Here is a 21575-nt window from a genome sequence, read left to right on the forward strand (position 1 = left end):
GGAGTGCCCGTTCGACACGGCCCGGCCTTCCGTTGAACTCACGGCTTCACCGCGATGGCGACCAGGTCGAGGCTGGCATCGATATCACTTTCGGTATCGGCGAGCAGGTCGAAGTCGTCGGTGCGCACGGCCGCGACATCCGCGGTCAGGTCGGCGGGCCAGGGCTCGCCGGCGAGGGCGCGCTCGATCTGCGCGTCGATGATCGACCCGCCCCACTTCTCGTCGAGGGCGACCAGCGGCGCGCCGTGGAAGACGCCCGCCATCAGCTCGAGCCGGAAACCGGCCTCGACGCAGAGTTCGGTGAGTTCGGCGGCGTTGAGTTCGCGGGTGTGGAAGGGGTTGAGCGGGGTGTCGCGGCCGGGGGAGAAGGTGATCCGGTTGGGCGTGCTGATCAGCAGCTTGCCGCCGGGCTTGAGCACCCGCAGGCATTCGCGAACGAATTGTGACTGATCCCAAAGATGTTCGATGACTTGAAAATTCACCACGATGTCGACCGACTCGTCCTCGAGCGGCAGGTCGGCCAGGTTGCCCTGGATCATCTCCACCGCCGGGTACTTGGCGCGCACGTGCGCGACCGCCTGGTCGTCGTAGTCGAGGCCGATCACACGCTCGGCAACCCCGGCGATCATATTGGCGCCGTAGCCTTCTCCCGAGCCGGCCTCGAGCACGGTCTTGCCCGCGCAACGCTCGAGCAAACGCACGTAGGCGATCTCGTGGCGGCGGAACCAGTAGTTTTCCTCGGCGATGCCGGGCACCGTCCGCTCACCGGTCAAAGGCAGGGGATCGGTGTGGTTTTCGGTGGGTATCACGGCCTCGCTCATGGGTCCGACGTTAGCGGTTGTCCATATCACAGCGGCACCCGGATCCGGTGGTGGAGAAACATCACAGCCTAAGTTACCCGCGAGTAACTTAACGTAGGGTAATCTCCTGGCCGAGCTACCTGTGGACGTACGGACAACCAGATCGTGCGACCGCCACACCCGTGCCACCCAGAACAGGAGGTCGACGAAGACCCATGCCAAACATCGTCGTACTGATCAAGCAGGTTCCTGACACCTGGTCCGAGCGCAAGCTGACCGACGGTGACTACACCCTCGATCGCGAAGCCGCCGACGCCATCCTCGATGAGATCAACGAGCGCGCCGTCGAAGAGGCGCTGCTGATCAAGGAGGCCCAGGGCGGCGAGGTCACCGTGCTGGCCATGGGCCCGGCCCGTGCCACCGATGCCATCCGCAAGGCGCTGTCCATGGGCGCCGACAAGGCCATCCATATTCAGGATGACGCCATCCACGGCTCGGACGCCGTGCAGACCTCCTACGTCCTGGCCGCCGCTCTCGGCCAGATCGAGGGCGTCGAGCTGGTCATCGCCGGCAACGAGGCGACCGACGGCCGCGCCGGTGCGGTCCCCGCGATCATCGCCGAGTACCTCGGCCTGCCGCAGCTGACCCACCTGCGCAAGCTCACCGTCGACGGCGACCGCATCTCCGGCGAGCGCGAGACCGACGAGGGCGTGTTCAAGCTCGAGGCCGGTCTCCCGGCCATCGTCTCGGTCACCGAGAAGATCAACGAGCCCCGCTTCCCCTCCTTCAAGGGCATCATGGCCGCGAAGAAGAAGGAAGTTCAGACCTTCACCCTGGCCGATCTGGGCGTTGACCCGGAGACCGTGGGCGTTGCGAACGCCGGCACCCAGGTGACCGGTGTGACCCCGAAGCCGGCGCGCACGGCGGGCGAGAAGATCGTCGACGAGGGTGAGGGCGGCCAGCAGATCGCCACCTACCTCGTTGGTCAGAAGATCATCTAAAGCCCCCCGAGCCGAACCAACTTCAGGAGAAAGACAAATGGCAGAAGTACTCGTGCTCGTGGAGCACGCCGAAGGTGCGCCCAAGAAGGTCACCTCCGAGCTCATCACCGCCGCCCGCACCCTGGGCACCCCGGCCGCCGTCGTCGTCGCCGCCCCCGGCACCGCCGACAAGCTGGCCGACGCCCTGATTGCCGCGGGCGCCGAGAAGATCTACGTCGCCGAGTCCGAGGATGCCGACGGCTTCCTGGTGACCCCGAAGGTCGACGTGCTCGCCGGTCTGTCCGAGTCGGCCGCCCCGGCCGCGATCCTGGTCGCCGCCACCGCGGACGGCAAGGAGATCTCGGGCCGTCTGGCCGCGCGCATCGGCTCCGGCCTGCTCGTGGACGTCATCTCGGTCGACGCCGACGGCACCGCCGTGCACTCGATCTTCGGTGGCGCGTTCACCGTGACCGCCAAGGCCACCGGTGACGTCCCGGTCATCTCGATCCGCCCGGGCGCCGTCGAGGCCGCTCCGCAGGCCGGCGCCGGCGAGAAGGTCGCCGTCGAGATCCCCGCCCAGGAAGAGGGCGTCACCAAGGTCGTCTCGCGGGAGCCGGTCGCCGGTGGCGATCGTCCCGAGCTGACCGAGGCCGCGATCGTGGTCTCCGGTGGTCGTGGCGTCGGCTCGGCCGACAACTTCGGCAAGGTCGTCGAGCCGCTGGCCGATTCCCTCGGTGCCGCCGTCGGCGCTTCCCGCGCCGCGGTCGACTCCGGCTACTACCCGGGCCAGTTCCAGGTCGGTCAGACCGGTAAGACGGTCTCCCCGCAGCTGTACATCGCCCTGGGTATCTCCGGCGCGATCCAGCACCGCGCGGGCATGCAGACCTCGAAGACCATCGTCGCTGTCAACAAGGACGAGGAAGCTCCGATCTTCGAGATCAGCGACTACGGCATCGTCGGCGACCTGTTCAACGTGGCGCCGCAGCTCACCGAGGCTGTGAAGGCTCACAAGGGCTGACGCTGACGCGGTAGCTGATGCCCCTTCGGGCACAAGCTGATTCGATGACCCCCGGCCGGAAACGGTCGGGGGTCATCGTCGTTGAAGGGGAGGCTGCCCCGGGCAAAGGGCGTGGAAGCCGCCGTCGACTGGGCGGCGGGGGAGGGATGTGTCTCGGCCGGCGGAGGCCGTTGCGCGCCAGGCGCTTCCGGGGCGGCGGTGCCCCAGGAATTGGGGGCGCGAGGCGCGGAGAATGCTACAGCATATTGAAATAGCTGCATTTGTAAGTTGTCGCGGGTTCGCGGCCCTGTTGTTTCCGTGCTCGAAAGGTGTTCTGCCATGCGTTCTCTCATTGCCGCCGTCGGTGTGTCCGGTCTCCTCGTCGCCGGGGTGGGGCAGGCCGCGGCTGAGCCCCTGACCCTGACCGAACCGTCGACGACGCAGGTCGCCCAGGACCAGCCGGAGCTGTCCGGCTCGGCGAGCACCGCCTACGCGGTGCTGTTCCTGCTGGGCTCGTCCGCCGTCACCGCGTGCGCCGTGATCAGCGGCTGCGGTATTCCCGGAACCAACTGACCCGCCGCGCGCGGGTGCGGGCAGGAGCCGGCGCGCGGGCGGATTCGATGGTTCCCGGCCGGAAACGGCCGGGAACCATCGGCTTTCGAGGCGGGCGAGGCCGTCATGTGTCGCAGCCCGTATGGTGCGCGAGGCGGAGCCGTGTGAGGATCGGAGGTCTTCGAGTCGGGCGGGGGGGATCAGGATATGGGGAGACGATCGAGGGAGCCCGAGCCATCCGGTGTGCCAGAGCATGCCGGCGGCGACGGGGACGAACTCACGCGGGTCGTGGCCGCGCTGCACTGGGATCTGGCCGAGGTGCTCGGAACCGATTGCGCGCCCAAGGTTTTCGACCGCATCGCGGCGGCGCTCGACGAGCAGTTCACCTCCGTGGTGACCACCGGCCAGACCGTGGACCGGGAAACCCTGCTGGCGGGGGTGTGGTCCGCGCGAAACACCCAGCCGGGCATGGCGATCGAGGTTTCCGACGTGCGGGAGATCGCGCGCAGCGGCAATCTCGTGATCGTGCGGTTCGCGGCGGCGAACCGGATCGGCGAGGTGCGGACGCGGCGGGTGGCGACCGCGGTTCTGGTGACCGACGGGCGCACGCATCTGTGGAGGTCGGTCCACGAGACGAGTACGCCCGTCACCGAGTGACTAGTCCTCCGCCTCGGCGGATTCGGCCTCGAAGAAGCCCACGCAGGTCAGGGTGAAGAAGTCGAACGGGCTGGGGAAGCGCCAGGAGTCGTGCGCGACGTGCTCGGGCGAGGTGAAGCCGAAGCGGCGCAGGAAGTGCACGGTCAGCTCGGCGACCTCGATCAGGGAGGCCCGGTCGTCGGGGAGCTGGCGCACCTGGACGCCGTCCTGGCCGGGGTTGAACGCCTTGGCCTTGAGCTCGGCTCGCCATTCCGGGCGTTCGCTGACGGCGAGGGTCACCGAGTCCGGGTACAGCGCGATCTGCACCTTCAGTTCCGGATCGACCGTGGTCCAGTCCTCGTCGTCGGGATCGTCCTGATCGTCCGGACCCCGGTACGCGTCCGGGTTGCCCTGCAGGGTGATCACGAGGCGATCCGGTCCGGCGACCGAATCGTCGTCCTCGGTGCCCAGGGCCAGCATGGCCAGGTGCACGTCCTGCAGGGTGTCCGCCAGCGCGTCGGTGACGTCGTCCCACTGCGAGAGCACCTTCTCGCCGTAGGTGAAATCGTCCATGCCCGGGCCGTCCATGTCGGCCATCCAGGTGAACGGCACTTCGTTCAGGTCGTCCTCGAGCTCCCAGGCGCGCTCGTACCACCGCTCGAAGGCGAGCGTGGAGCCCGCGCGCACGCCGAGCTTGCCGGCGCGGTCCAGCGACAGCTCGCGGAAGGTCCGCGCGTCGCGCCAGCGCGCGAACACGTTCCGGCAGCCGCCGAACCAGGACGGCTCGCCCCACACGTCGATCGCGGTATCGAGGAATTCGTGGAACTCCTCGGGATCGGCCTTGGTGACCTGCACCCCGATCGCCTCCATCTCGGGCGCGCCCGAGCGCCCCGGAATCGAGTTCTCCGCGATCCAGCCGGGGTGGTCGAGCCCCGGGATGTCGATGCCGTCGGCCGTCACGACCCAGCCCGCGCCGGCGCACGCCGCGGTCACCTCCGCCCGGCTCCAGCTCCCGAAATCCCCGGCCAGCGCGGTGAGCGCGGCGCGAAACTGTTCCTCAGTCATCCCTTGCACACCGCGACGCTACCGGTCCCGTTTCCCGGCCCGGGCACACCCGCCCGCGCGGCGGGCCGGGCGGTTAACCGATGGCCGCGCAGGGTGGGATCTGAGAGGCTGGCGCCATGCCGATCACGCTGCCGCCCGATGTCGCCGAGAACATCGCCGAGGTCTTCGACGAGCGCGGGCGGCGGTGGCTGGCGGAGTTGCCGGACGCGGTCGCGGCGCGGTGCGCGGCGTGGGATCTGGAGATCACGGGCGCGGCCTTCGGCGGTGGCACGCATTCCTTCGTGGCCCCGGTGAAACGGGCGGACGGTTCCGAGGCGGTGCTGAAGATCCCGGTGGTGGACGAGGAGAATGTGGGCGAGCCGGCGGGATTGTTCGCGTACGCGGGCGACGGTGCGGTGCGGCTGTACGAATTCGATCCCGTCACGGGGGCCATGTTGCTCGAATGGGCCCGGCCCGGAACGGAATTGGTGTTCCAGCCCGGATTTCCGAGTAACGAGGGCCTGCCGGAGAACATCGGCAGGGTGGAGCTGGCGTGCGGTCTGTATCGGCGTTTGCGCCGCCCCGCCGTGGCGATTCCGGACGATTACCCGGCCATTCCGGCGGCGGCCGACATGGTGGCGGAGTGGAAAGAACTGTTCCTGGACCCCGAGCCCGATATCGCGCAATTGATTCCGGCCCCGCTGCTCGAGCACGCCGCGGGATGGTGCGAGAAACTTTCGGTACCGGACGGCCCGCTGCTCATCGTCAATCGCGATACCCATCTGGGCAATATCGTTGCCGCGCAGCGGGAACCGTGGCTCATGATCGACCCCAAGCCCTATGTCGGTGAGGCGGCGTTCGATGCCGGATTCCTGGTCATGATCCAGGTGCAGAGCGCGCCGACCCCGGAACACGCACGCGCGGTGGTGGATCGGACCGCGGCGGCGCTGGAGATCGACGCGGAGCGGGCGCGGGGGTGGGCGTTCATGCGGGCGATGGAGGAGATCGTCTGGGCGGACGAGGACGAGGAACCCGAGGATCTGCGCCTGCATCTGGCGGTGGCGACCGCGCTGCGCCGCTAGCGCCCGCGGGCGCGGGATGTGCGGGCGCTCAGCGCTTGTGCGGACCCTTGGCCTGCCCGTTGTCGCGGTTGGTGAGGATCCCGATGAAGGTCGGAATCAGATAGGCCGCGCCCCACGGCCCGATCACCCACCCCGGCCAGAAGTACCCGAGTCCGGTCGCCAGCCAGATCCCGATCACCAGCAGTCCGACCGCGACCCACGGGATCCACATGATCACCACCCACTGCGGCACCGCGTCCCCGCCGAGCTTGCCCGCGCGCGAATTCCGTTGGGCGGGCAGGTCGGCCAGGATCGGTTCCAGCTCACCGTAGGTCTTGGCCGCGTACACGTCCTTGAGCCGGGCGTCGTATTCGTAGATGGTGAGCCGGCCTTCGTCCATCGCTGCCTGGAGCCGGTCGACAATCTGTTCGCGGTCGGCGTCGGAGGCCCGCATGTTCTCCTGGGTCACGACCACAGACTAGGTCGGTCGCGGTCTCCCGCGCTACGAATCGGTGCACCCGCCGAGCGGGGCGGGAATCACGCGCAGTGCAGGGCCGCGAGCAGCGTGGTCAGGATGGGCGATTGGCGAATATCGCTGCGCACCACCGCCGATACCGGCACCCGCAGCGGATGGCCGTTGAGCCGCAGGGTCGCGATGCCCTCGGTCTGCGAGTCCGCGTAGAGGATCGTCCAGGCGTCGGGCCGATTGATGAGCTCCATGGTGGCGGTGTGGTCCGGCGGAATGGGCGGGCCGTAGGCCGGACCGGTGGGCAGATCGGCGAAGGCCGCACGCACCACGTTGTGTAACAGCACCTGATCGAGTTCCGGCGGCAGCAGTAGCGGGTAGGCCCCGAGTTCGGTGAGGGTCACGTCGCGGCGGCCCGCCAGGGGGTGCGCGGTGGAGGTGGCGATGACCAGATCCTCGACCCAGAGCTTCTCGACGGTCAGTCCGGGCTGATCGACGCTGCCCCGGATCAGGGCCAGATCGCAGTCCCCGTCGGCCACCGCCTGGATGCGCTGGCGGAACGGTTTGATGACGAATTCGATCTCGGCGCCGGGATGCGCTTCGCGTGCTCCGGCAATGGCCGAGAGCGATCTTGTTGCGAAGCTCATATTCGCCGCGAGGCGAATGCGCGGGCCGGATGCCCTTACAGCTGCACGAATGGCGGATTCCAGGCTCAGCATTTGCTTCGCAAGAGGAAGTAGCCGAGTGGTCGCGTCGGTGGGTACGACCGATCTTGTCGAGCGTTCGAACAGCGGCACCCCGAGGTCCCGTTCGAGCCGTGCGATCTGGTGGCTGATGGCCGATTGCGAAATGAAGCACCGGGTCGCCGCCCGGCTGAAGCTGAGTTCTTCGCAAACGGCGACAAAGTAGGCCAGCTGTCGCAGTTCCACGGCACTTCTCCAATTCATGATCAATCTAGATAAGAGTCATATTGATTATGCGCCCTGACCCCTGGAACATTCGCACTTCGAATCACGGTTAGTCATGAGAGAAGGAGGCTGTCATGCAGATCGCGGGTGCGGGTGTCGAGTCCGTAGAGGTTGTCATCGTTGGTTCGGGCTTCGGCGGGCTCAGTGCCGCCAAGCAGCTCAATAAGTCGGGAGTGCCCTACGTGCTGATCTCGAGCACACCCGAGCACCTCTTCCAGCCCCTGCTCTATCAAGTTGCGACGGGTGTGCTGGCCTCCGATGAGATCGCCCCGCCCATCAAGAACATCCTGCGGCACCACCGCAACGGCGAGACGCGGGTCGGCAGGGTCGTCGCCCTGGACGCCCCGAACGCGATCCTGACCTACGAGACCCCCGAGGGCCCGCGCAAGATCCGCTACGGATCGCTGATCGCCGCCACCGGCGCGAGCCAGTCCTATTTCGGCCGTGACGATTTCGCGCACAAGACCTACTCGCTCAAGACGATCGACGACGCCAAGGCGCTGCGCGCGCAGATCGATCGCGTGTTCACCGAGGCCAAGGACGCCGACCCCGAGACCCGCCGCCGGCTGCTCAGCTTCGTGGTGGTCGGCGCGGGCGCGACCGGCGTCGAGGTGGCCGGCCAACTCAAGGAACTGGCCAAGCGGTACTACAACACCGAGGACTCGGTGACCCTGGTCGAGGGCGCGGGCGTGGTGCTGCCGCCGTTCGGCGGCGGGCTCTCCGAATACGCGAAGGACTCGCTGGTCAAGAGCGGTATCGAGGTGCTGACCGATACCTTCGTGACCGATATCGACGAGGGCAAGGTGACCGTCAAGAGCAAGGACGGGGTCGAGCGCCGGATCGCCGCGGAGACCGTGGTGTGGTCGGCGGGCGTGCAGGCGGGCGGGTTCGCCGAGATCCTGGCCGAGGCCACGGGCTGCGAGACCGACCGCGCCGGGCGACTGCTGATCAACCCGGACTGCACGGTGGGCGGGCACGCCGACATCTACGCCATCGGCGACATGACCTCGCTCAAGGGCTACCCGGGGCAGTCGCCGGTCGCGATGCAGGAGGGCCGTCACGTCGCGGACATCATTCGCGGCAAGAAGCAGACGGCCACCGAGTTCACCTACTGGGACAAGGGCAGCATGGCGGTGATCAGCCGCTTCAGCGCGGTCACCAAGCTGAACGACTCGATCAAGTTCACCGGCACGATCGCCTGGTTCACCTGGTTGGCCGTGCACCTGTTCTACCTGGTCGGCTTCCGGAACCGGTTCGCCGCGGTGTTCTCGTGGCTCGTGGCGTTCATAGGCACCGGGCGGCCCGGGTTCGCCGAGGTCGAGAAGACTTCCGCCACTAAGGGTTTGGAGCCGCCGCGGGCCGCGTGACGCGCGCGGCGTGAGAGATCGGACGAGCCGCCCAGGGTTTACCCCGGGCGGCTCTGTCGTGCACGGGTCGGGCGTGGTCAGGCGGCTCGTTCCACCTCCGTGTCGGTGGTGGCCATCAGGTACAGCTCATCGGCCAGTTCGTCGGGGTGCACGCGGGGGAACTGTTCGCGGGTGATCTCGTCGAAGTGACCGGACTCGACCAGGCGGGCGGCGGCGCTGCGCTCGATCAGGCGGCCGATCAGGAGGCCGCCCACGCGGACGCCGCGGGGGCGGACCTCCTCGCTCACCGTGTGCAGGTAGGTGAGCAGGCCCGACTGGGGGACGTTCACGCTCGCGAGGGCCGACTGGGGTTGGCGCGCACCGGAACCCAGGGCGATCAGCGCGGCGCCGGAGCCGCGTTCGGTCATCGCGGGGAGCAAGGTGTGCAGCAGGTGGACGGGGGTCAGCAGGTGCAGGGGGAGCCAGGTGCGCAGGGTGGGCAGGTCCAGGTCGGACGCGGCGACGGGCAGGCGGGTGACGTCGCCGGGGCTGTAGACGACCACGTCGGGGACGCCGTGCCGGGCGCGGAGGTGGTCGAGGGCGGTGGTGACGGCATCGATGTCGGTGAGGTCCGCGACCAGGTGATCGGCGGCGACGCCGTCCGCGGTGAGTTGCTTACCCAGTTCCCCGAGTACCTCGGTGTTGCGCGCGATGAGGGTGACCGAGTATCCGGCGCGGCCGAAGCGCTGCGCCGTGGAGAGTCCGAGCGCGGGACCCGCGCCGAAGAGGGCCAGATGCGGCATTGCTGACTCCTTGGAATCGATTGACTCTAAGTTGAGAGGGCACTCAAATTTGAGTGCCCTCTCAACTTAGCGCATAAATCGAGGGGGTGCTCGAGTTGTTAGGATCGGCCGTATGAGCGAGGTACGGGCGGTGGCGGACCGGCAGCGGCGGCGCGACGCCCGCGACAATCGCGATCGCGTGCTCACCGCGGCCCGGCGGCACTTCGCGGCCGAAGGACTGGACGCCTCGCTCTCCGCCATCGCGCGGGCGGCCGGGGTCAGCATCGGCACTCTCTACAACCATTTCCCCACCCGTGATCTGCTGATCGACGCCGCCCTGCGGGATCTGGTACTCGATTCGGTGCGCCACGCCGAACGCTCGCTCGCGGCCCCCGATCCCTGGACCGGCCTGGTGGATCACCTGACGGCCCTGGCGCAGTGGCAGGCCGCCGATCGCGGTTTCACCGACATCTGCGTCCGCTCCCTCCCCGCCGACACCCCCATCGAGCTGGCCAAAGTCGAAGGCCACCACCTCTTTCAGCGACTGCTGCAGCGGGCGTGGGACAGCGGCCAGCTCCGCCCCGACGTGGATCCGGCCGACGTCGGCCTCCTGCTCTGGTCGGTGGTACGCGCGACCGAGTCGGTGCGCCCCCTGGCCCCCGACGCCTGGCGCCGCCACGTGGCGATCCTGCTCGACGGCCTGCGCGCCGGCGCCGCCCACCCCCTCCCCGGCGAGCCCCTCGATCCCCACACCGTCCGTGCCGCCATGACCCCGGAAACCCCTGCCCCGCAGCGCAACCGGTCCGGCGGCGCCGACGGGTAATCCGGCCCGGCCTCGGCTGCGGTCGAGCGGACAGTGGTGAACTCTCACTTATGCTGTGCGACAGGGGTATACCGGCGAACCGGAACGCGATCGAGGTCGCCGTATACCCCGGCCGTACCCGAATCCTTATCGGGCGCAGCCGTTTCGCCAGCTACCCCCCCGGAGGTTGTACCCGTGCGTGTCCTCGTGACCGGAGCCAATCGCGGCATCGGAGCCGCCATCGCCAGTCGTCTCGTCGCCGAAGGACATACGGTGTGGGGCACCCATCGCGGCGCGCCGGTTCCGGACGGGGTGCGCGGGGTCGAATGCGATGTCACCGACGACGAATCGGTGGACCGGGCGTTCACGCTCGTCGAGACCGAGGACGGGCCGATCGAGGCGGTCATCGCCAACGCGGGCATCACCGAGGACGGCCTCGTCATGCGCATGAGCACCGCGCAGTTCGGCCGGGTGATCGACACCAACCTCACCGGCGTCTTCCGGGTCGTGCAGCGCGCCACCCGCAACATGCTCAAGCAGCGTGCCGGGCGCATCGTCATCATCGGTTCGGCATCGGGGCTGTCGGGTATGCCCGGCCAGGTCAACTACACCGCCGCCAAGGCGGGCGTGGTCGGTATCGCCCGGTCGCTGGCTCGGGAGCTGGGTTCGCGCGGGATCACCGCGAACGTCATCGCCCCCGGCTTCACCGAGACCGACATGGCCGAGACGGTCAGCGCGAAGATGGTCGAAACCGCGCTCTCGCACATTCCGCTCGGCCGTTTCGGCACGCCACGCGAGATCGCCGCGGCGGCGGCCTTCCTGCTCTCCCCGGACGCCGGGTACATCACCGGCACCGTCATCAACGTGGACGGTGGAATCGGTATGGGGCACTGAGGAACCGGGGTCAGGGGGCCAGGGCCACCACCTCCACCTCGATGAGCCAGTCGGGCTGGGCCAGGGCGGTGACCTCCAGGAGGGTGTCCGCGGGATAGGGCTCGGCGAGGAACTCGGTGCGCAGGGTGATCACGTGCGCGAGGTTCGCGGGCATATCGCGGACGAAGATCCCGACCTTGATCACGTCGGTGAGGTTCGCGCCGGCCTCGGCCAGCACCCGTTCGACGTTGCGGAAGGCCTGGCGGCCCTGATTCAGGAACCCGCCGGGCACGGTGCTGCCGTCCTCGGCGAATCCGGCCTGGCCGGAGACGTGGATCAGGCCGCCCGCGGTGATGGCCTGGGAGATGCGGTACGGGTGGTACCAGTCGGGGCTGGTGGCGATCTTCTGAATGCGCGGATTGCGGTCGCTCATCGGGCGATTCCTCACGGTCGGGTGGGCACCGGGCGGTGCCGGTCCAGCCTGTCGGCCGCCGGGCGGGGGAACCAGTCCCGCCGTAACCGATGGCCACCGAACCGAGGTCTGGCGGACCCACCCTAGAATTCGGAACTCGTGGACAGCGCTGAGCACATCGGAGGATTTCTCGCCTCCCGCCGTGCGCGCCTGCGCCCGGAAGACGTCGGCCTGCCCTTCTTCGGCACCCGGCGTCGCGTGCCGGGGTTGCGGCGCGAGGAACTCGCCCAGGTGGCGGGAGTCAGCGTCGACTACTACGCCCGGCTCGAACAGGGCCGCCTGGAGAACGTGTCGCCTGCGGTGCTCGACGCGGTGGCGAGCGCCCTGCGCCTGAGCGCCGACGAGCGCACCCACCTCTACAACCTGGCCCGCCCCCCGGTCGCGGCCGACGGCGCGGAGGAGACCCCCACGCTGCGCCCGGCGCTGCACGCGCTGCTCGCCGCGATGGAGCACATCCCGGCCTACATCGTGGGCCACCACACCAACATTCTGGGCTGGAACCGGGCCGCGGAGCTGTTCTTCGGCGTGGATTTCGCGAGTGTTCCTGCCGCGCAACGCAGCTGGGCGTACCTGGTGTTCCTCGATCCGCACATTCACGATCTGCTCGCCGAGCAGCAGCCCGGCCTGGCCCGGCAGATCGCGAGCGACCTGCGCCTGCGCGCGGGGCATCGCCCCGGCGATCCGGAGTTCACCGCCTTCATCGAGCGAATGCGTTCGAGCAGTGAGCAATTCGACGAACTCTGGAGCAGCCACGACGTCACCGGCGTCGCGTTCGGCAGCTACCACTTCCGGCACCGCGCGCTCGGCCCGATCGAGCTGAACTACGAATTCCTGCCGCTGACGGGCGATCCCGGCGCCCGCGCCCTCGTGACCTACACCGCGGCGCCGGGCACCCCGGCCCAGCGCGCGCTGCGGGCCTTCCTGTCCGGCGCGCCGGGCGAAACCGCCGACCTCGAACCCGAAGGGTAGGTCTGGCGGACCCAGGTTGGCGGGTCAGCGGTGAACCAGGCGCTGGTACCCGCGCACGCGGTCGATGAAGGTTTCCCCGAACGATGTCGCACGCATTCTCGAGGAGAGCTTTCGCATGACCACCGCCGAACGGCAGTCCACCCACCCCGCGCTCGACCCCGCCGATCTCGGCGGTCTGCGCCTGCGTAACCGGCTCGCGGTCGCGCCCATGACCCGGGTGTCCGCCACCGCCGACGGCACCCCGACCGCGGCCATGGCCGAGTACTACCGCGACTACGCCACGGGCGGTTTCGGATTGATCATCACCGAGGGCGTCTACACCGATGCCACCCACAGCCAGGGCTATTTTCACCAGCCCGGACTGGTGACCGCCGCGCACCTGGACGGCTGGCGCCCGGTGGTGGCCGCCGCACACGAGGCCGGCGCGGTGATCATCGCGCAGCTGATGCACGCGGGCGCGATCTCGCAGGGCAATGCCAACGGCTTCGAGACCATCGGCCCGTCGGCGGTGCCGCCGCGCGGGCAGATGATGGTCGACTACGGCGGCGTCGGCGGCGCGTGGGCCGCGCCCCGGGAGATGACCGCCCGCGATATCGACGAGGTGGTGGCCGGATTCGCCGCCGCCGCCGCGAACGCCCGGGCCGCGGGTTTCGACGGCGTCGAGATCCATGGTGCCAACGGCTATCTGCTCGACCAGTTCCTGACCGACTACACCAATCGCCGCACCGACGAGTACTGCGGATCGGTGGCCGATCGCATCCGGCTGACCGCCCGGGTCCTGGACGCGGTGCGCGCCGCGGCGGGTGACCTCGTGGTCGGGGTGCGCCTGTCGCAGACCAAGGTGAACGACTTCACCTACCGCTGGCCCGGTGGCGAGGCCGACGCCCGCGTGGTCTTCGAGGCCGTGCGCGCCGCGGACTACCTGCACATCGCCAGTGAGGGAAAGGATTTCATCGAGACCGCGCGTTTCTCGAGTGGCCGCACCATCACCCAGGTGGCCCGCGAGGTGTCCGGCCGCCCGGTGATCGCGAACGGCGGAATGCACATGCTCGAGCAGGCCGCGGCGGTGCTGACCGGCGGACACGCCGACGTGCTCAGCCTCGGCCGCGGCGCGCTCGCGAATCCCGATCTGCCGCAGCGTGTTCGCGCGGGTGCCGCGTTGGCGGCCTTCGACTTCGAGATGCTGCACCCGCTCGCGAATCTGGAATCCGCCGCGGCCTGGCGCGCACGCTCCGGGCGCTGACCCGGTGCGCGCTGTTGCCGGCCGAGACCAGTTGCTGGGTCTCGCGCGGTGCGCGTTCGACGGCGAACTGCGCTGAGCATCGCGCCGGTCGCCTCGTGTGGGGTCCAATCGTGTTGCCGTAGTGGACTATTGGTGGGCTCGGCCCGCGCGATCTCCGCGACGGTGAGGTTGCCGGTCTCGGGCAGGCCGCCTCACCCGGCGTCATGCCGATGTCCTCGGCCGGGAGCGTGTCGGTGACTTCGGCCCGACCTCGGACCCGCCGTCAGCGCCCCCTTCATCGAACACGGAATGCCGCTGCGAGATCCTCTTGGACCCGTGTGGGGTAGAGACCCGAGCCGGGACCGCGCCGACCACAAAATCGTTCCCGGTTCTGCCGTGGGCGGAAGGCGGGCCCGCGCCATTGACCTCGAGTTAGGTTGAGGTTGAACGATGGCTGCATGGAGCGAAACAAGAAGGCACTGATCACGGGAGCGTCGGCGGGACTCGGGCGGGCCGTCGCGCTGGAGCTGGCCGCCCGGGGCTGGCAGCTCGTCATTTCCGCGCGCGGAGCCGAGCGCCTGGAGCGCGTGCGGGCCGCGACCGGGGCGACGGCCGTGGCGGGGGACATCGCGGACCCGGCGCATCGGCGCGACCTGGTCCGGGCGCTCGGCGGGGGACCGGTCGGCCTGGTGCTCAACAACGCCGGTGCGCTCGGAACCAGTCCGCTGCCCGCGCTCGAGCACTACCCCCTCGCCGATCTGACGGCGCTGTTCGACACCAATGTCGTTGCGCCCCTGGCGCTCACCCAGCTGGTGCTGCCCGCGGTACGCGCCGCCGAGGGCGTCGTGGTCAACATCAGCTCGGACGCCGCCGTCGCCGCGTACCCGGGCTGGGGCGGGTACGGGGCGAGCAAGGCGGCGCTGGACCACCTCACCGCTGTACTCGCGGTGGAGCATCCCGGCCTGCGGATCTACGCCTTCGACCCGGGCGACATGCGCACGGACATGCATCAGGCGGCGTTCCCCGGCGAGGACATCTCCGACCGCCCCGAACCCGAGTCGGTCGTCCCCGCCCTGCTCCGCCTGCTCGACGCACGGCTGCCCAGTGGCCGGTACGCGGTATCGGATCCGGTGGTGGCGTCATGACCACGGAGCTGACCGGTCTCGACTTCACCCTGCCCGCCGAGCTCTCGGCCACCACCCCGCCCGAGGCGCGCGGTGTCGCCCGTGACGAGGTTCGCCTGCTGGTCAGCGACGGCGGCGCGCTGACCCACGCCCGCTTCCGCGAGCTACCCGCGTTCCTGCGCCCGGGAGACCTGGTGGTGGTGAACAATTCGGCCATGCTCGCGGCGGCGGTGGAAGCCGAGCTCGACGGTGTGCCCGCGGTGCTGCACTTCTCCACCTGGCTGACCGGCCGGCGCTGGGCGGTCGAGCCGCGTGATCCGGCGGGCATCCCGTGGGCGGGCCCGCCGCTGAAAACCGGTGCCCGGCTGCGCCTTCCGGACGGTTCGACAGCGTTGCTGGCCGAGCCGTGGCTGCCGGGCGCGACCCGCCTGTGGGTGGCCGAGGTCGAGACCTCGGTCCGGGACCTGCTCGCCCGGCACGGCCGCCCCATCACCTACTCCTATGTCCCCGAACGCTGGTCGGCGGACTATTACCGCACGGTCTTCGGCCGCGAGCCCGGCAGCGCCGAAATGCCCAGTGCGGGCAGGCCCTTCACCGACGCGCTGGTCACCGAGCTCGTGGCCCGCGGGGTCGCGCTGGCCCCGATCACCCTGCACACCGGGGTCTCCTCGCCCGAGACCGGGGAGCCGCCCAATCCGGAGCGTCTCACCGTTCCCGATCTGACCGCCCGCCTGGTGAACCTGACCCGCGCCGCGGGCGGGCGGGTGATCGCGGTCGGCACCACGGTGACCCGAGCCCTGGAGTCGGCCGCCGACGACCGGGGCCTGGTGCGCGCCACCGCGGGCTGGACCTCGCTCGTGCTCGACGGATCGCGCCCGGCCCGGGTGGTGGACGGCCTGATCACCGGCTGGCACGCGCCGGGAGCCTCGCATCTGCACCTGCTGGAAGCGGTCGCCGGGGCCGAGGTGGTGCGCGCGGCCTACCGCGCGGCCGTCGACACCGGATACCTCTGGCACGAATTCGGTGACACAGCACTGCTGTTCCGCCGCCGACCCGGTGCGGAGGCGTCCGGCGCGGTGGCGTAGGCTCGCGATCTCGGCCCGCTGACCGGAGTACGCGAGCGCGCCCGGCGGGTGCGCCGGACGTCCGCCCACCGGCGTACCGGGTGTCCGGAACGCACGCCGTACCCACTCGGAATACGAGCGTTTGTCCTGGTAGGGAACGTTCGGAAGCGATCCGATGAACTCCGGGTGCGGGCCCCGACGCGTTCATCGGACTGGCATCGACCCGCCATCTGGCGGTCGCTCCGGCGCAGTCTGGGCCTGGCTTGATCAACAGCATGACCAGCACGGCAGTGTCGAAGTCCAGCCTGCTCCCCGCAGCGTCTGCCCCCCTCTCGCGCCCGGAACCGCCCCGCACCCAGGGCCGTTCGCAGTACTCCCTGGTCGTTTCCTCCGATGCCGAGCATCGCGAGGCCGCCCAGCGGCTGCGCTACCAGGTGTTCGCCAACGAGCCGGGTTTCGCCATCCCCGCCAACCCGGCCGGCCTGGACGCCGATCGCTTCGACGATCACTGCGACCACCTGCTGGTTCGCGACGAACTCACCGATCAGTTCGTCGGTTGCTACCGCATGCTGCCCCCGGACAAGGTGACCGCCGCCGGCGGCTACTACACCGCCACCGAATTCGATCTGGGCGCACTGGATCCGGTCGGCAACCGGATGGTCGAGATGGGCCGCGCCTGCGTGGTGCCCGATCACCGCAACGGCTCGGTGCTGACCCTGATGTGGGCGGGCATCCTGCACTACATCCAGCTCACCGGCTACGAGTGGATCATGGGCTGCGTCTCGGTCCCGATGGTTCCCGAGCCCGGCGATCGGCCCGGCGCGAACGTGCGCGGGGTGCGCGACCTGATCCTGCGCAAGCACGGCCTGGAGCCGGAACGCCGTGTGCGCCCGTACAACCCGGTCGTCGTCGAGGGCCGCACCCTCGACGAGATCGAGCCGCCCGCGCGCCCCAAGCTGCCCGCGCTGATGAACGGCTACCTGCGCCTCAACGCTCAGATCTGCGGCGAACCGGCGCACGACCCCGACTTCGCGGTCGCGGATTTCGTCGCGCTGCTGGGGCTTTCGACCGTCAATACCCGTTACCTGGAGCGCCTGCAGTCCGCGGTCGCCAGTATGGATGCCCGGTGATGAATCATGATGCCTGCCCTGCTTTCCCCCGGAACGGCCGGATTGTCTTGTCCGCCCGCTGAATCCGGCGCCCACGCGTGGATGCCGCACAGCCCTTGCGGCCCCGAGTGCGTGCGCACCGCACCCGAGGCGAGCCTGCTGCTGATGGCCGCCCGCATCGTCGGCTTCGGTGCGGTGCTGGCCTCGTTCCCGCTGGGGCACGTGCTCACCCCGCGCCGCCGCCGTCCGGCCCTGCAGAGCCGCTACGCGCGGACACTGCTGCACTGCTGTGGAATTCGCGTACGTGTGATCGACAATCGGGCGGCAGGCGACACCCCGGGCGGGGTGCTCGTGGTCGCCCCGCACATCGGCTGGACCGATGTCATGGCGCTGTCCGCGGTGGAGCCGACCTCCTTCGTCGCCCGCGCCGACCTCATCGACTGGCCGGTGCTCGGCGCGGTCGCCCGCAAGGTCCGCGTCATCCCGATCGAACGCGAACGCCTGCGCGCCCTGCCCGGCGTGATCGGTGAGATCGCGGCCCGCCTGCGCGCGGGCGAGCGCGTCGGCATCTTCCCCGAGGGCACCACCTGGTGCGGTCGCGCCCACGGTCACCTGCGGCCCGCGCTGTTCCAGGCCGCGGTGGACACCGGCACGCCGGTGCAGCCGATCCAGCTGCGCTACCTCGACGCCGACGGCGCGGTCTCCACGGTCCCCGCGTTCGTCGGCGTCGACACGATGGCGGACTCGATCCGCCGTGTCCTGCGCTCGCGGGGCGTGGTCGCCGAGCTCACCCTGCAGCCCACGGTGCCGCCCGGTACCGACCGGCACGAGCTGGCCCGTCGCTGTGAACGCGCCATCGCCGACTCCGGTGTTGATCGCGCGTTCGCGGATCTGGTGCACCTCGCCGAGCACGAACGCGTCGCGGCCCAGGTGGCGGCACTCGAGGAACGCCTGCTGCAGCCGTCGGCGACCCCGGCCGATCGGGGCTGAGCACGCGCGCCGGGATTCGCCTGTACCGGAATCTTGTTCGCGATCCCTGGCGCACATCGCGGGCGCGCAGCATACTTCCGCGTACACCGATGCATCCGGATGCATCGGTGTATCGGTAGAGCTCGGTGGACCGGAGGATCGAAGTGCGGCAGCGGTGGTCGAAACTGTGTACGGCGGGGGTGGCCGCGGCCTTCTCGATCGCGACGATGACCGTGGCGGGCGCCGGGCCGGCGGGTGCGGATGTGCCGGGGCTCGGCGAGGACTTCGAGTTCGGTGTCGCGCAGTCCGGATTCCAGTCCGAGGGCTACAGCCCCGACAGCAACTGGCTGCGGTACGGGGATCAGGGCCGGGTGCGCGAGCCCATCGGCAACTCGGTCGACTTCTTCCACAACTACGCGGCCGACATCGCGCGGGCGCGGAGCCTGGGGGTGGGGATCTATCGCACCTCGGTCGAGTGGTCGCGCGTGGAAACCGTTCCGGGGAGCGATGATCCGGCGGGGTGGGCATTCTACGACGCGGTCATCGCGCGGATCGTGGACTCCGGCATGCGGCCGATGATCACCCTGAACCACTGGGTCCATCCCGGGTGGGAGGTGGATCGCGGCGGCTGGAATCGACCCGAGATGTCCTCGGAACTGGTCGATTTCGCGCGGCGGGTGGTCGATCGCTACGCGTGGGCGCGCCCGCTGTGGATCACCTTCAACGAGCCGACCGAATACGTCCGGCGCGAGCTCATGTACGGCGGTCTGCGCCCGGAGAACGCGGGCGCGATGGTGTCCGGCATCGTCGCCGCGCACCGGGACATCTACCGCCACATCCACTCCGTGCAGCCGGACGCGCAGGTCTCCTCCAATCTGGCGTACATCCCGATCCCGGGCGTGCAGTCGTGGCTGGAGCAGCTGTTCCCGGACCAGATGCGCGAGAGCCTGGACTTCATCGGCGTGGATCACTACTACTCCACCTCGGTCACCGACCTGTCCGCCGCGTACGGCGCGACCGGGGAGTTCTGGAAGAGCACCCAGGCCCCGGAGAGCATCTACTACGTGCTCCGCCACATCGCGGCGCGGTTCCCCGGCAAGCCCATTCGCGTGATCGAGAACGGATTGGCCACCGGCCCGGACGGCGGTCGCGACGACGGCTACACCCGCGGCGATCATCTGCGCGACACCGTCTACTGGCTGCAGCGCGCCAAAGCTGACGGCGTCGACGTGGTCTCCTACAACTACTGGAGCCTCACCGACAACTACGAATGGGGCGACTACTCCGCCCGCTTCGGCCTGTACACCGTTGACGCCCAGCACGATCCGAGCCTGACCCGCCGTCCCACCGACGGTGTCGCCGCCTACCGCGACATCACCGCGCGCGGCGGAGTCCCGAGCGACTACAAGCCCACGCGGTACCCGGTGACCTGCTCGCTCGTCGCCGTTCCGGACAGCTGCGCGGCGCCCGCCGTGGTCGAATAGCCGCGCCCGGCGGCGCGACCGAGCCGCTGCCGCCGGTCCGGCGGGCGTCCCCCGCGCGCCCGGTCCGTCCCGTAGGGTCGGTATCCGGCGTAGGGAACACCGGTGTGAATCCGGGGCTGTCCCGCAACTGTCACCGGGGAGCAATCCGCCGAAATATGGTCACGACCTGCCCAGGTTGGAAGGCCGGCGGGGTGTGTCGATCCGGGAGCCAGGATACCTGCGCCCGCGGTATCGGGATCACACCAACGAGGATTGATGAACAACTACACACCGCGACGGCCGGATGTCGGCCGCCGCACATTCCTGCTCGGCAGCGCGGGCGCGCTCGGGGCCGTCCTGCTCGGCACGTCGGGCGTTCTGGCGGGCTGCGGCTCGGACACCGGTGCGCGCACCGCGGCCTCGGGCCCGCCCCGGCCGGGCGGCCGCCTGCGGACGGTGATCGCCGGGCGCTCGGCGAGCGCGGACGTGCTCGATCCGCATCAGGCCGGGAGTTCGGCCGGCGGCGCGGTGTCCAAGAACGTCTGGGACAAGCTCGTCGCCTACAACAACGACCTGACGCTGCGCTACCGGCTGGCGGAGTCGGTCGTGCCGAATGCCGATGGCAGCCGATGGCGCATCACGTTGCGGCCGGGCGTGCTGTTCAGCGACGGCTCCCCGCTGACCGCGCGCGATGTGCTGTGGAGCTTCCAGCGCATGCTCGATCCGGCCCGGAACTCCTCGGGCGATCTCTCCGCGGTCGACATGTCGCGCACCCGCGCCGAGAGCGATCTCGTGGTGACGGTGCAGATGAAAACGCCGCTGGCGGACTTCGGTTCGGTGCTCGCGGGCTGGTACTGCTACATCGTCAAGGACGGCACCGGCGTCATCGACGGGTCGGTGCTGCCGGTGGGCACCGGGCCGTTCGCGCTGGTCAAGTGGTCTCCGGGCGACCGGATCCTGTTGCGGCGCAACGAGAAGTACTGGGACGGGCAGGTTTTCCTGGACGAGGTGGAGATCATCCAGATCGCCGAGACCGAGGCCCGGGTGAACGCCTTCCTGTCCGGGGAAGCCGATGTGGTGCACGAGATCTCGTATCTGCAGGCGCGAAACCTGTCCGGGGACAGCGACATCACGGTGGTCACCCCGCCGGCCGGTCTCATGGGCGCGTTCCAGATGCGCGTGGACACCGCGCCGTTCGACGACGTGCGGGTGCGCCAGGCCATGCGGCTGGCGGTGGACCGGCAGGCCATGGTGGATTCGGTGTACTACGGCTACGCCGAACTCGGCAACGACATCTACGGTAAGGGCGCGCCCTTCTACGACGCCGATCTGCCCCAGCGTGTTTACGATCCGCAGAAGGCGCGCGAGCTGCTGCGGGCGGCGGGCAAGGAGAATCTGACCGTCACCCTGCCCACCGCCGACGGCTTCCCCGGCATGCTGGAATCCGCGACGCTGTTCGCCGAACAGGCCAAGGTCGCGGGCATCACGATAAAGCTCGAATCGGTGCCGGCGGACACCTACTTCTCCCAGGTCAGCGGCAAGGCCCCGCTGTCGCACATCGGCTGGTGGAACTACAGTCTCGACTACTTCTACGGCCAGACCATGACCAGTGATTCGCCGAGCAACGGCACCGGCTGGAAGCGGCCCGGCTGGGATGCCAAGTTCGCGCAGGCGCGCGCGGCCATGGATCCGGCGCGCCGGGCCACCCTGTATCGCGAACTGCAGCGCGAACTCTGGGACGAGGGCGGGTACATCCTGCACAGTTTCGCCAAGCGGCCCGACGCGGCCCGCGTGCACGTGGGCGGGGTGCGTGACGGTGTGCCGGGCACCGACGACTGGGCGAACTACGCGACCACCTGGCTGGCCGAGCAATGAT

General features: G+C 69.5%; 22 protein-coding genes and 1 riboswitch. Of the genes, 16 read left to right on the plus strand and 6 right to left on the minus strand.

Annotated features, from left to right (window positions below):
• Positions 1 to 38: 38 nt before the first annotated feature.
• Entirely contained in the window at positions 39 to 821 is a 783-nt protein-coding gene (locus tag ACWIGI_RS16965) for a class I SAM-dependent methyltransferase (RefSeq protein ID WP_454203322.1), read from the minus strand.
• 194 nt (positions 822 to 1015) lie between these two features.
• On the opposite strand from ACWIGI_RS16965, the gene ACWIGI_RS16970 reads away from it, so the two are divergent.
• The 4 genes from ACWIGI_RS16970 to ACWIGI_RS16985 all read left to right on the plus strand — a co-directional run bounded on the left by ACWIGI_RS16970 (position 1016) and on the right by ACWIGI_RS16985 (position 3986).
• On the plus strand, positions 1016 to 1801 hold the full coding sequence (locus ACWIGI_RS16970; RefSeq protein ID WP_454203323.1) for an electron transfer flavoprotein subunit beta/FixA family protein: 786 nt from the start codon (positions 1016 to 1018) through the stop codon (positions 1799 to 1801).
• Between the two features lie 37 nt (positions 1802 to 1838).
• Positions 1839 to 2798, plus strand: a complete 960-nt coding sequence (locus tag ACWIGI_RS16975; protein ID WP_454203324.1) for an electron transfer flavoprotein subunit alpha/FixB family protein — start codon at positions 1839 to 1841, stop codon at positions 2796 to 2798.
• A 318-nt stretch (positions 2799 to 3116) separates the two neighbouring features.
• Entirely contained in the window at positions 3117 to 3350 is a 234-nt protein-coding gene (locus ACWIGI_RS16980; protein ID WP_454203325.1) for a hypothetical protein, read from the plus strand.
• A 222-nt stretch (positions 3351 to 3572) separates the two neighbouring features.
• Complete coding sequence (locus ACWIGI_RS16985; protein WP_454203326.1) at positions 3573 to 3986, plus strand: hypothetical protein; 414 nt, start codon at positions 3573 to 3575, stop codon at positions 3984 to 3986.
• On the opposite strand, the gene ACWIGI_RS16990 is transcribed toward ACWIGI_RS16985, so the two are convergent.
• Positions 3987 to 5030 carry a hypothetical protein gene (locus tag ACWIGI_RS16990; RefSeq protein WP_454203327.1) on the minus strand — a complete coding sequence of 348 codons (1044 nt, stop codon included), beginning with the start codon at positions 5028 to 5030 and terminating at the stop codon, positions 3987 to 3989.
• Between the two features lie 116 nt (positions 5031 to 5146).
• Between ACWIGI_RS16990 and ACWIGI_RS16995 the strand changes: the two genes are divergently transcribed.
• Positions 5147 to 6091: an aminoglycoside phosphotransferase family protein gene (locus ACWIGI_RS16995; protein WP_454203328.1), complete on the plus strand. Its 945-nt coding sequence runs from the start codon at positions 5147 to 5149 to the stop codon at positions 6089 to 6091.
• A gap of 28 nt (positions 6092 to 6119) precedes the next feature.
• Here the strand turns inward: ACWIGI_RS16995 and ACWIGI_RS17000 are convergent, their stop codons facing one another.
• Both ACWIGI_RS17000 and ACWIGI_RS17005 read right to left on the minus strand, forming a co-directional pair.
• The gene (locus ACWIGI_RS17000; protein WP_454203329.1) at positions 6120 to 6539 is read right to left on the minus strand and encodes a DUF1707 SHOCT-like domain-containing protein; all 420 of its coding nucleotides are present in this window, start codon (positions 6537 to 6539) and stop codon (positions 6120 to 6122) included.
• Between the two features lie 68 nt (positions 6540 to 6607).
• Positions 6608 to 7465: a LysR family transcriptional regulator gene (locus tag ACWIGI_RS17005; protein ID WP_454203330.1), complete on the minus strand. Its 858-nt coding sequence runs from the start codon at positions 7463 to 7465 to the stop codon at positions 6608 to 6610.
• A gap of 113 nt (positions 7466 to 7578) precedes the next feature.
• On the opposite strand from ACWIGI_RS17005, the gene ACWIGI_RS17010 reads away from it, so the two are divergent.
• Positions 7579 to 8871 (plus strand): NAD(P)/FAD-dependent oxidoreductase, encoded by a 1293-nt coding sequence (locus ACWIGI_RS17010; RefSeq protein WP_454203331.1) that lies wholly within the window; start codon positions 7579 to 7581, stop codon positions 8869 to 8871.
• A 77-nt stretch (positions 8872 to 8948) separates the two neighbouring features.
• Here the strand turns inward: ACWIGI_RS17010 and ACWIGI_RS17015 are convergent, their stop codons facing one another.
• Complete coding sequence (locus ACWIGI_RS17015; RefSeq protein WP_454203332.1) at positions 8949 to 9653, minus strand: SDR family NAD(P)-dependent oxidoreductase; 705 nt, start codon at positions 9651 to 9653, stop codon at positions 8949 to 8951.
• Positions 9654 to 9765: 112 nt separating this feature from the next.
• Here ACWIGI_RS17015 and ACWIGI_RS17020 point away from each other — a divergent pair, with 112 nt between their 5' ends.
• The gene (locus tag ACWIGI_RS17020; RefSeq protein ID WP_454203333.1) at positions 9766 to 10455 is read left to right on the plus strand and encodes a TetR/AcrR family transcriptional regulator; all 690 of its coding nucleotides are present in this window, start codon (positions 9766 to 9768) and stop codon (positions 10453 to 10455) included.
• Positions 10456 to 10629: 174 nt separating this feature from the next.
• Positions 10630 to 11328 carry a 3-oxoacyl-ACP reductase FabG gene (fabG, locus tag ACWIGI_RS17025; protein WP_454203334.1) on the plus strand — a complete coding sequence of 233 codons (699 nt, stop codon included), beginning with the start codon at positions 10630 to 10632 and terminating at the stop codon, positions 11326 to 11328.
• Positions 11329 to 11338: 10 nt separating this feature from the next.
• Here fabG and ACWIGI_RS17030 read toward each other — a convergent pair whose 3' ends face one another.
• The gene (locus tag ACWIGI_RS17030) at positions 11339 to 11740 is read right to left on the minus strand and encodes a RidA family protein (RefSeq protein WP_454203335.1); all 402 of its coding nucleotides are present in this window, start codon (positions 11738 to 11740) and stop codon (positions 11339 to 11341) included.
• Positions 11741 to 11878: 138 nt separating this feature from the next.
• Between ACWIGI_RS17030 and ACWIGI_RS17035 the strand changes: the two genes are divergently transcribed.
• The 8 genes from ACWIGI_RS17035 to ACWIGI_RS17070 all read left to right on the plus strand — a co-directional run bounded on the left by ACWIGI_RS17035 (position 11879) and on the right by ACWIGI_RS17070 (position 21574).
• Positions 11879 to 12748 carry a helix-turn-helix domain-containing protein gene (locus tag ACWIGI_RS17035; protein ID WP_454203336.1) on the plus strand — a complete coding sequence of 290 codons (870 nt, stop codon included), beginning with the start codon at positions 11879 to 11881 and terminating at the stop codon, positions 12746 to 12748.
• A gap of 115 nt (positions 12749 to 12863) precedes the next feature.
• Complete coding sequence (locus ACWIGI_RS17040) at positions 12864 to 13991, plus strand: oxidoreductase (RefSeq protein WP_454203337.1); 1128 nt, start codon at positions 12864 to 12866, stop codon at positions 13989 to 13991.
• 437 nt (positions 13992 to 14428) lie between these two features.
• On the plus strand, positions 14429 to 15115 hold the full coding sequence (locus ACWIGI_RS17045; RefSeq protein ID WP_454203338.1) for an SDR family NAD(P)-dependent oxidoreductase: 687 nt from the start codon (positions 14429 to 14431) through the stop codon (positions 15113 to 15115).
• Positions 15112 to 16179 (plus strand): S-adenosylmethionine:tRNA ribosyltransferase-isomerase, encoded by a 1068-nt coding sequence (locus ACWIGI_RS17050; protein WP_454203339.1) that lies wholly within the window; start codon positions 15112 to 15114, stop codon positions 16177 to 16179. Before ACWIGI_RS17045 ends, ACWIGI_RS17050 begins: the two co-directional genes overlap by 4 nt.
• A 254-nt stretch (positions 16180 to 16433) precedes the next feature.
• A complete protein-coding gene (locus ACWIGI_RS17055; protein WP_454203340.1) occupies positions 16434 to 17288 on the plus strand; it encodes a GNAT family N-acetyltransferase in 855 nt (284 codons plus the stop codon).
• A gap of 111 nt (positions 17289 to 17399) precedes the next feature.
• Positions 17400 to 18257: a lysophospholipid acyltransferase family protein gene (locus ACWIGI_RS17060; protein ID WP_454203341.1), complete on the plus strand. Its 858-nt coding sequence runs from the start codon at positions 17400 to 17402 to the stop codon at positions 18255 to 18257.
• Between the two features lie 206 nt (positions 18258 to 18463).
• Positions 18464 to 19720, plus strand: a complete 1257-nt coding sequence (locus tag ACWIGI_RS17065; protein WP_454203413.1) for a family 1 glycosylhydrolase — start codon at positions 18464 to 18466, stop codon at positions 19718 to 19720.
• Between the two features lie 56 nt (positions 19721 to 19776).
• Positions 19777 to 19961, plus strand: a riboswitch (cobalamin riboswitch).
• A 14-nt stretch (positions 19962 to 19975) separates the two neighbouring features.
• The gene (locus tag ACWIGI_RS17070) at positions 19976 to 21574 is read left to right on the plus strand and encodes an ABC transporter substrate-binding protein (RefSeq protein ID WP_454203342.1); all 1599 of its coding nucleotides are present in this window, start codon (positions 19976 to 19978) and stop codon (positions 21572 to 21574) included.
• The last annotated feature ends 1 nt before the right edge of the window (position 21575 follow it).

This window comes from Nocardia sp. NPDC055321 (genome assembly GCF_053645575.1).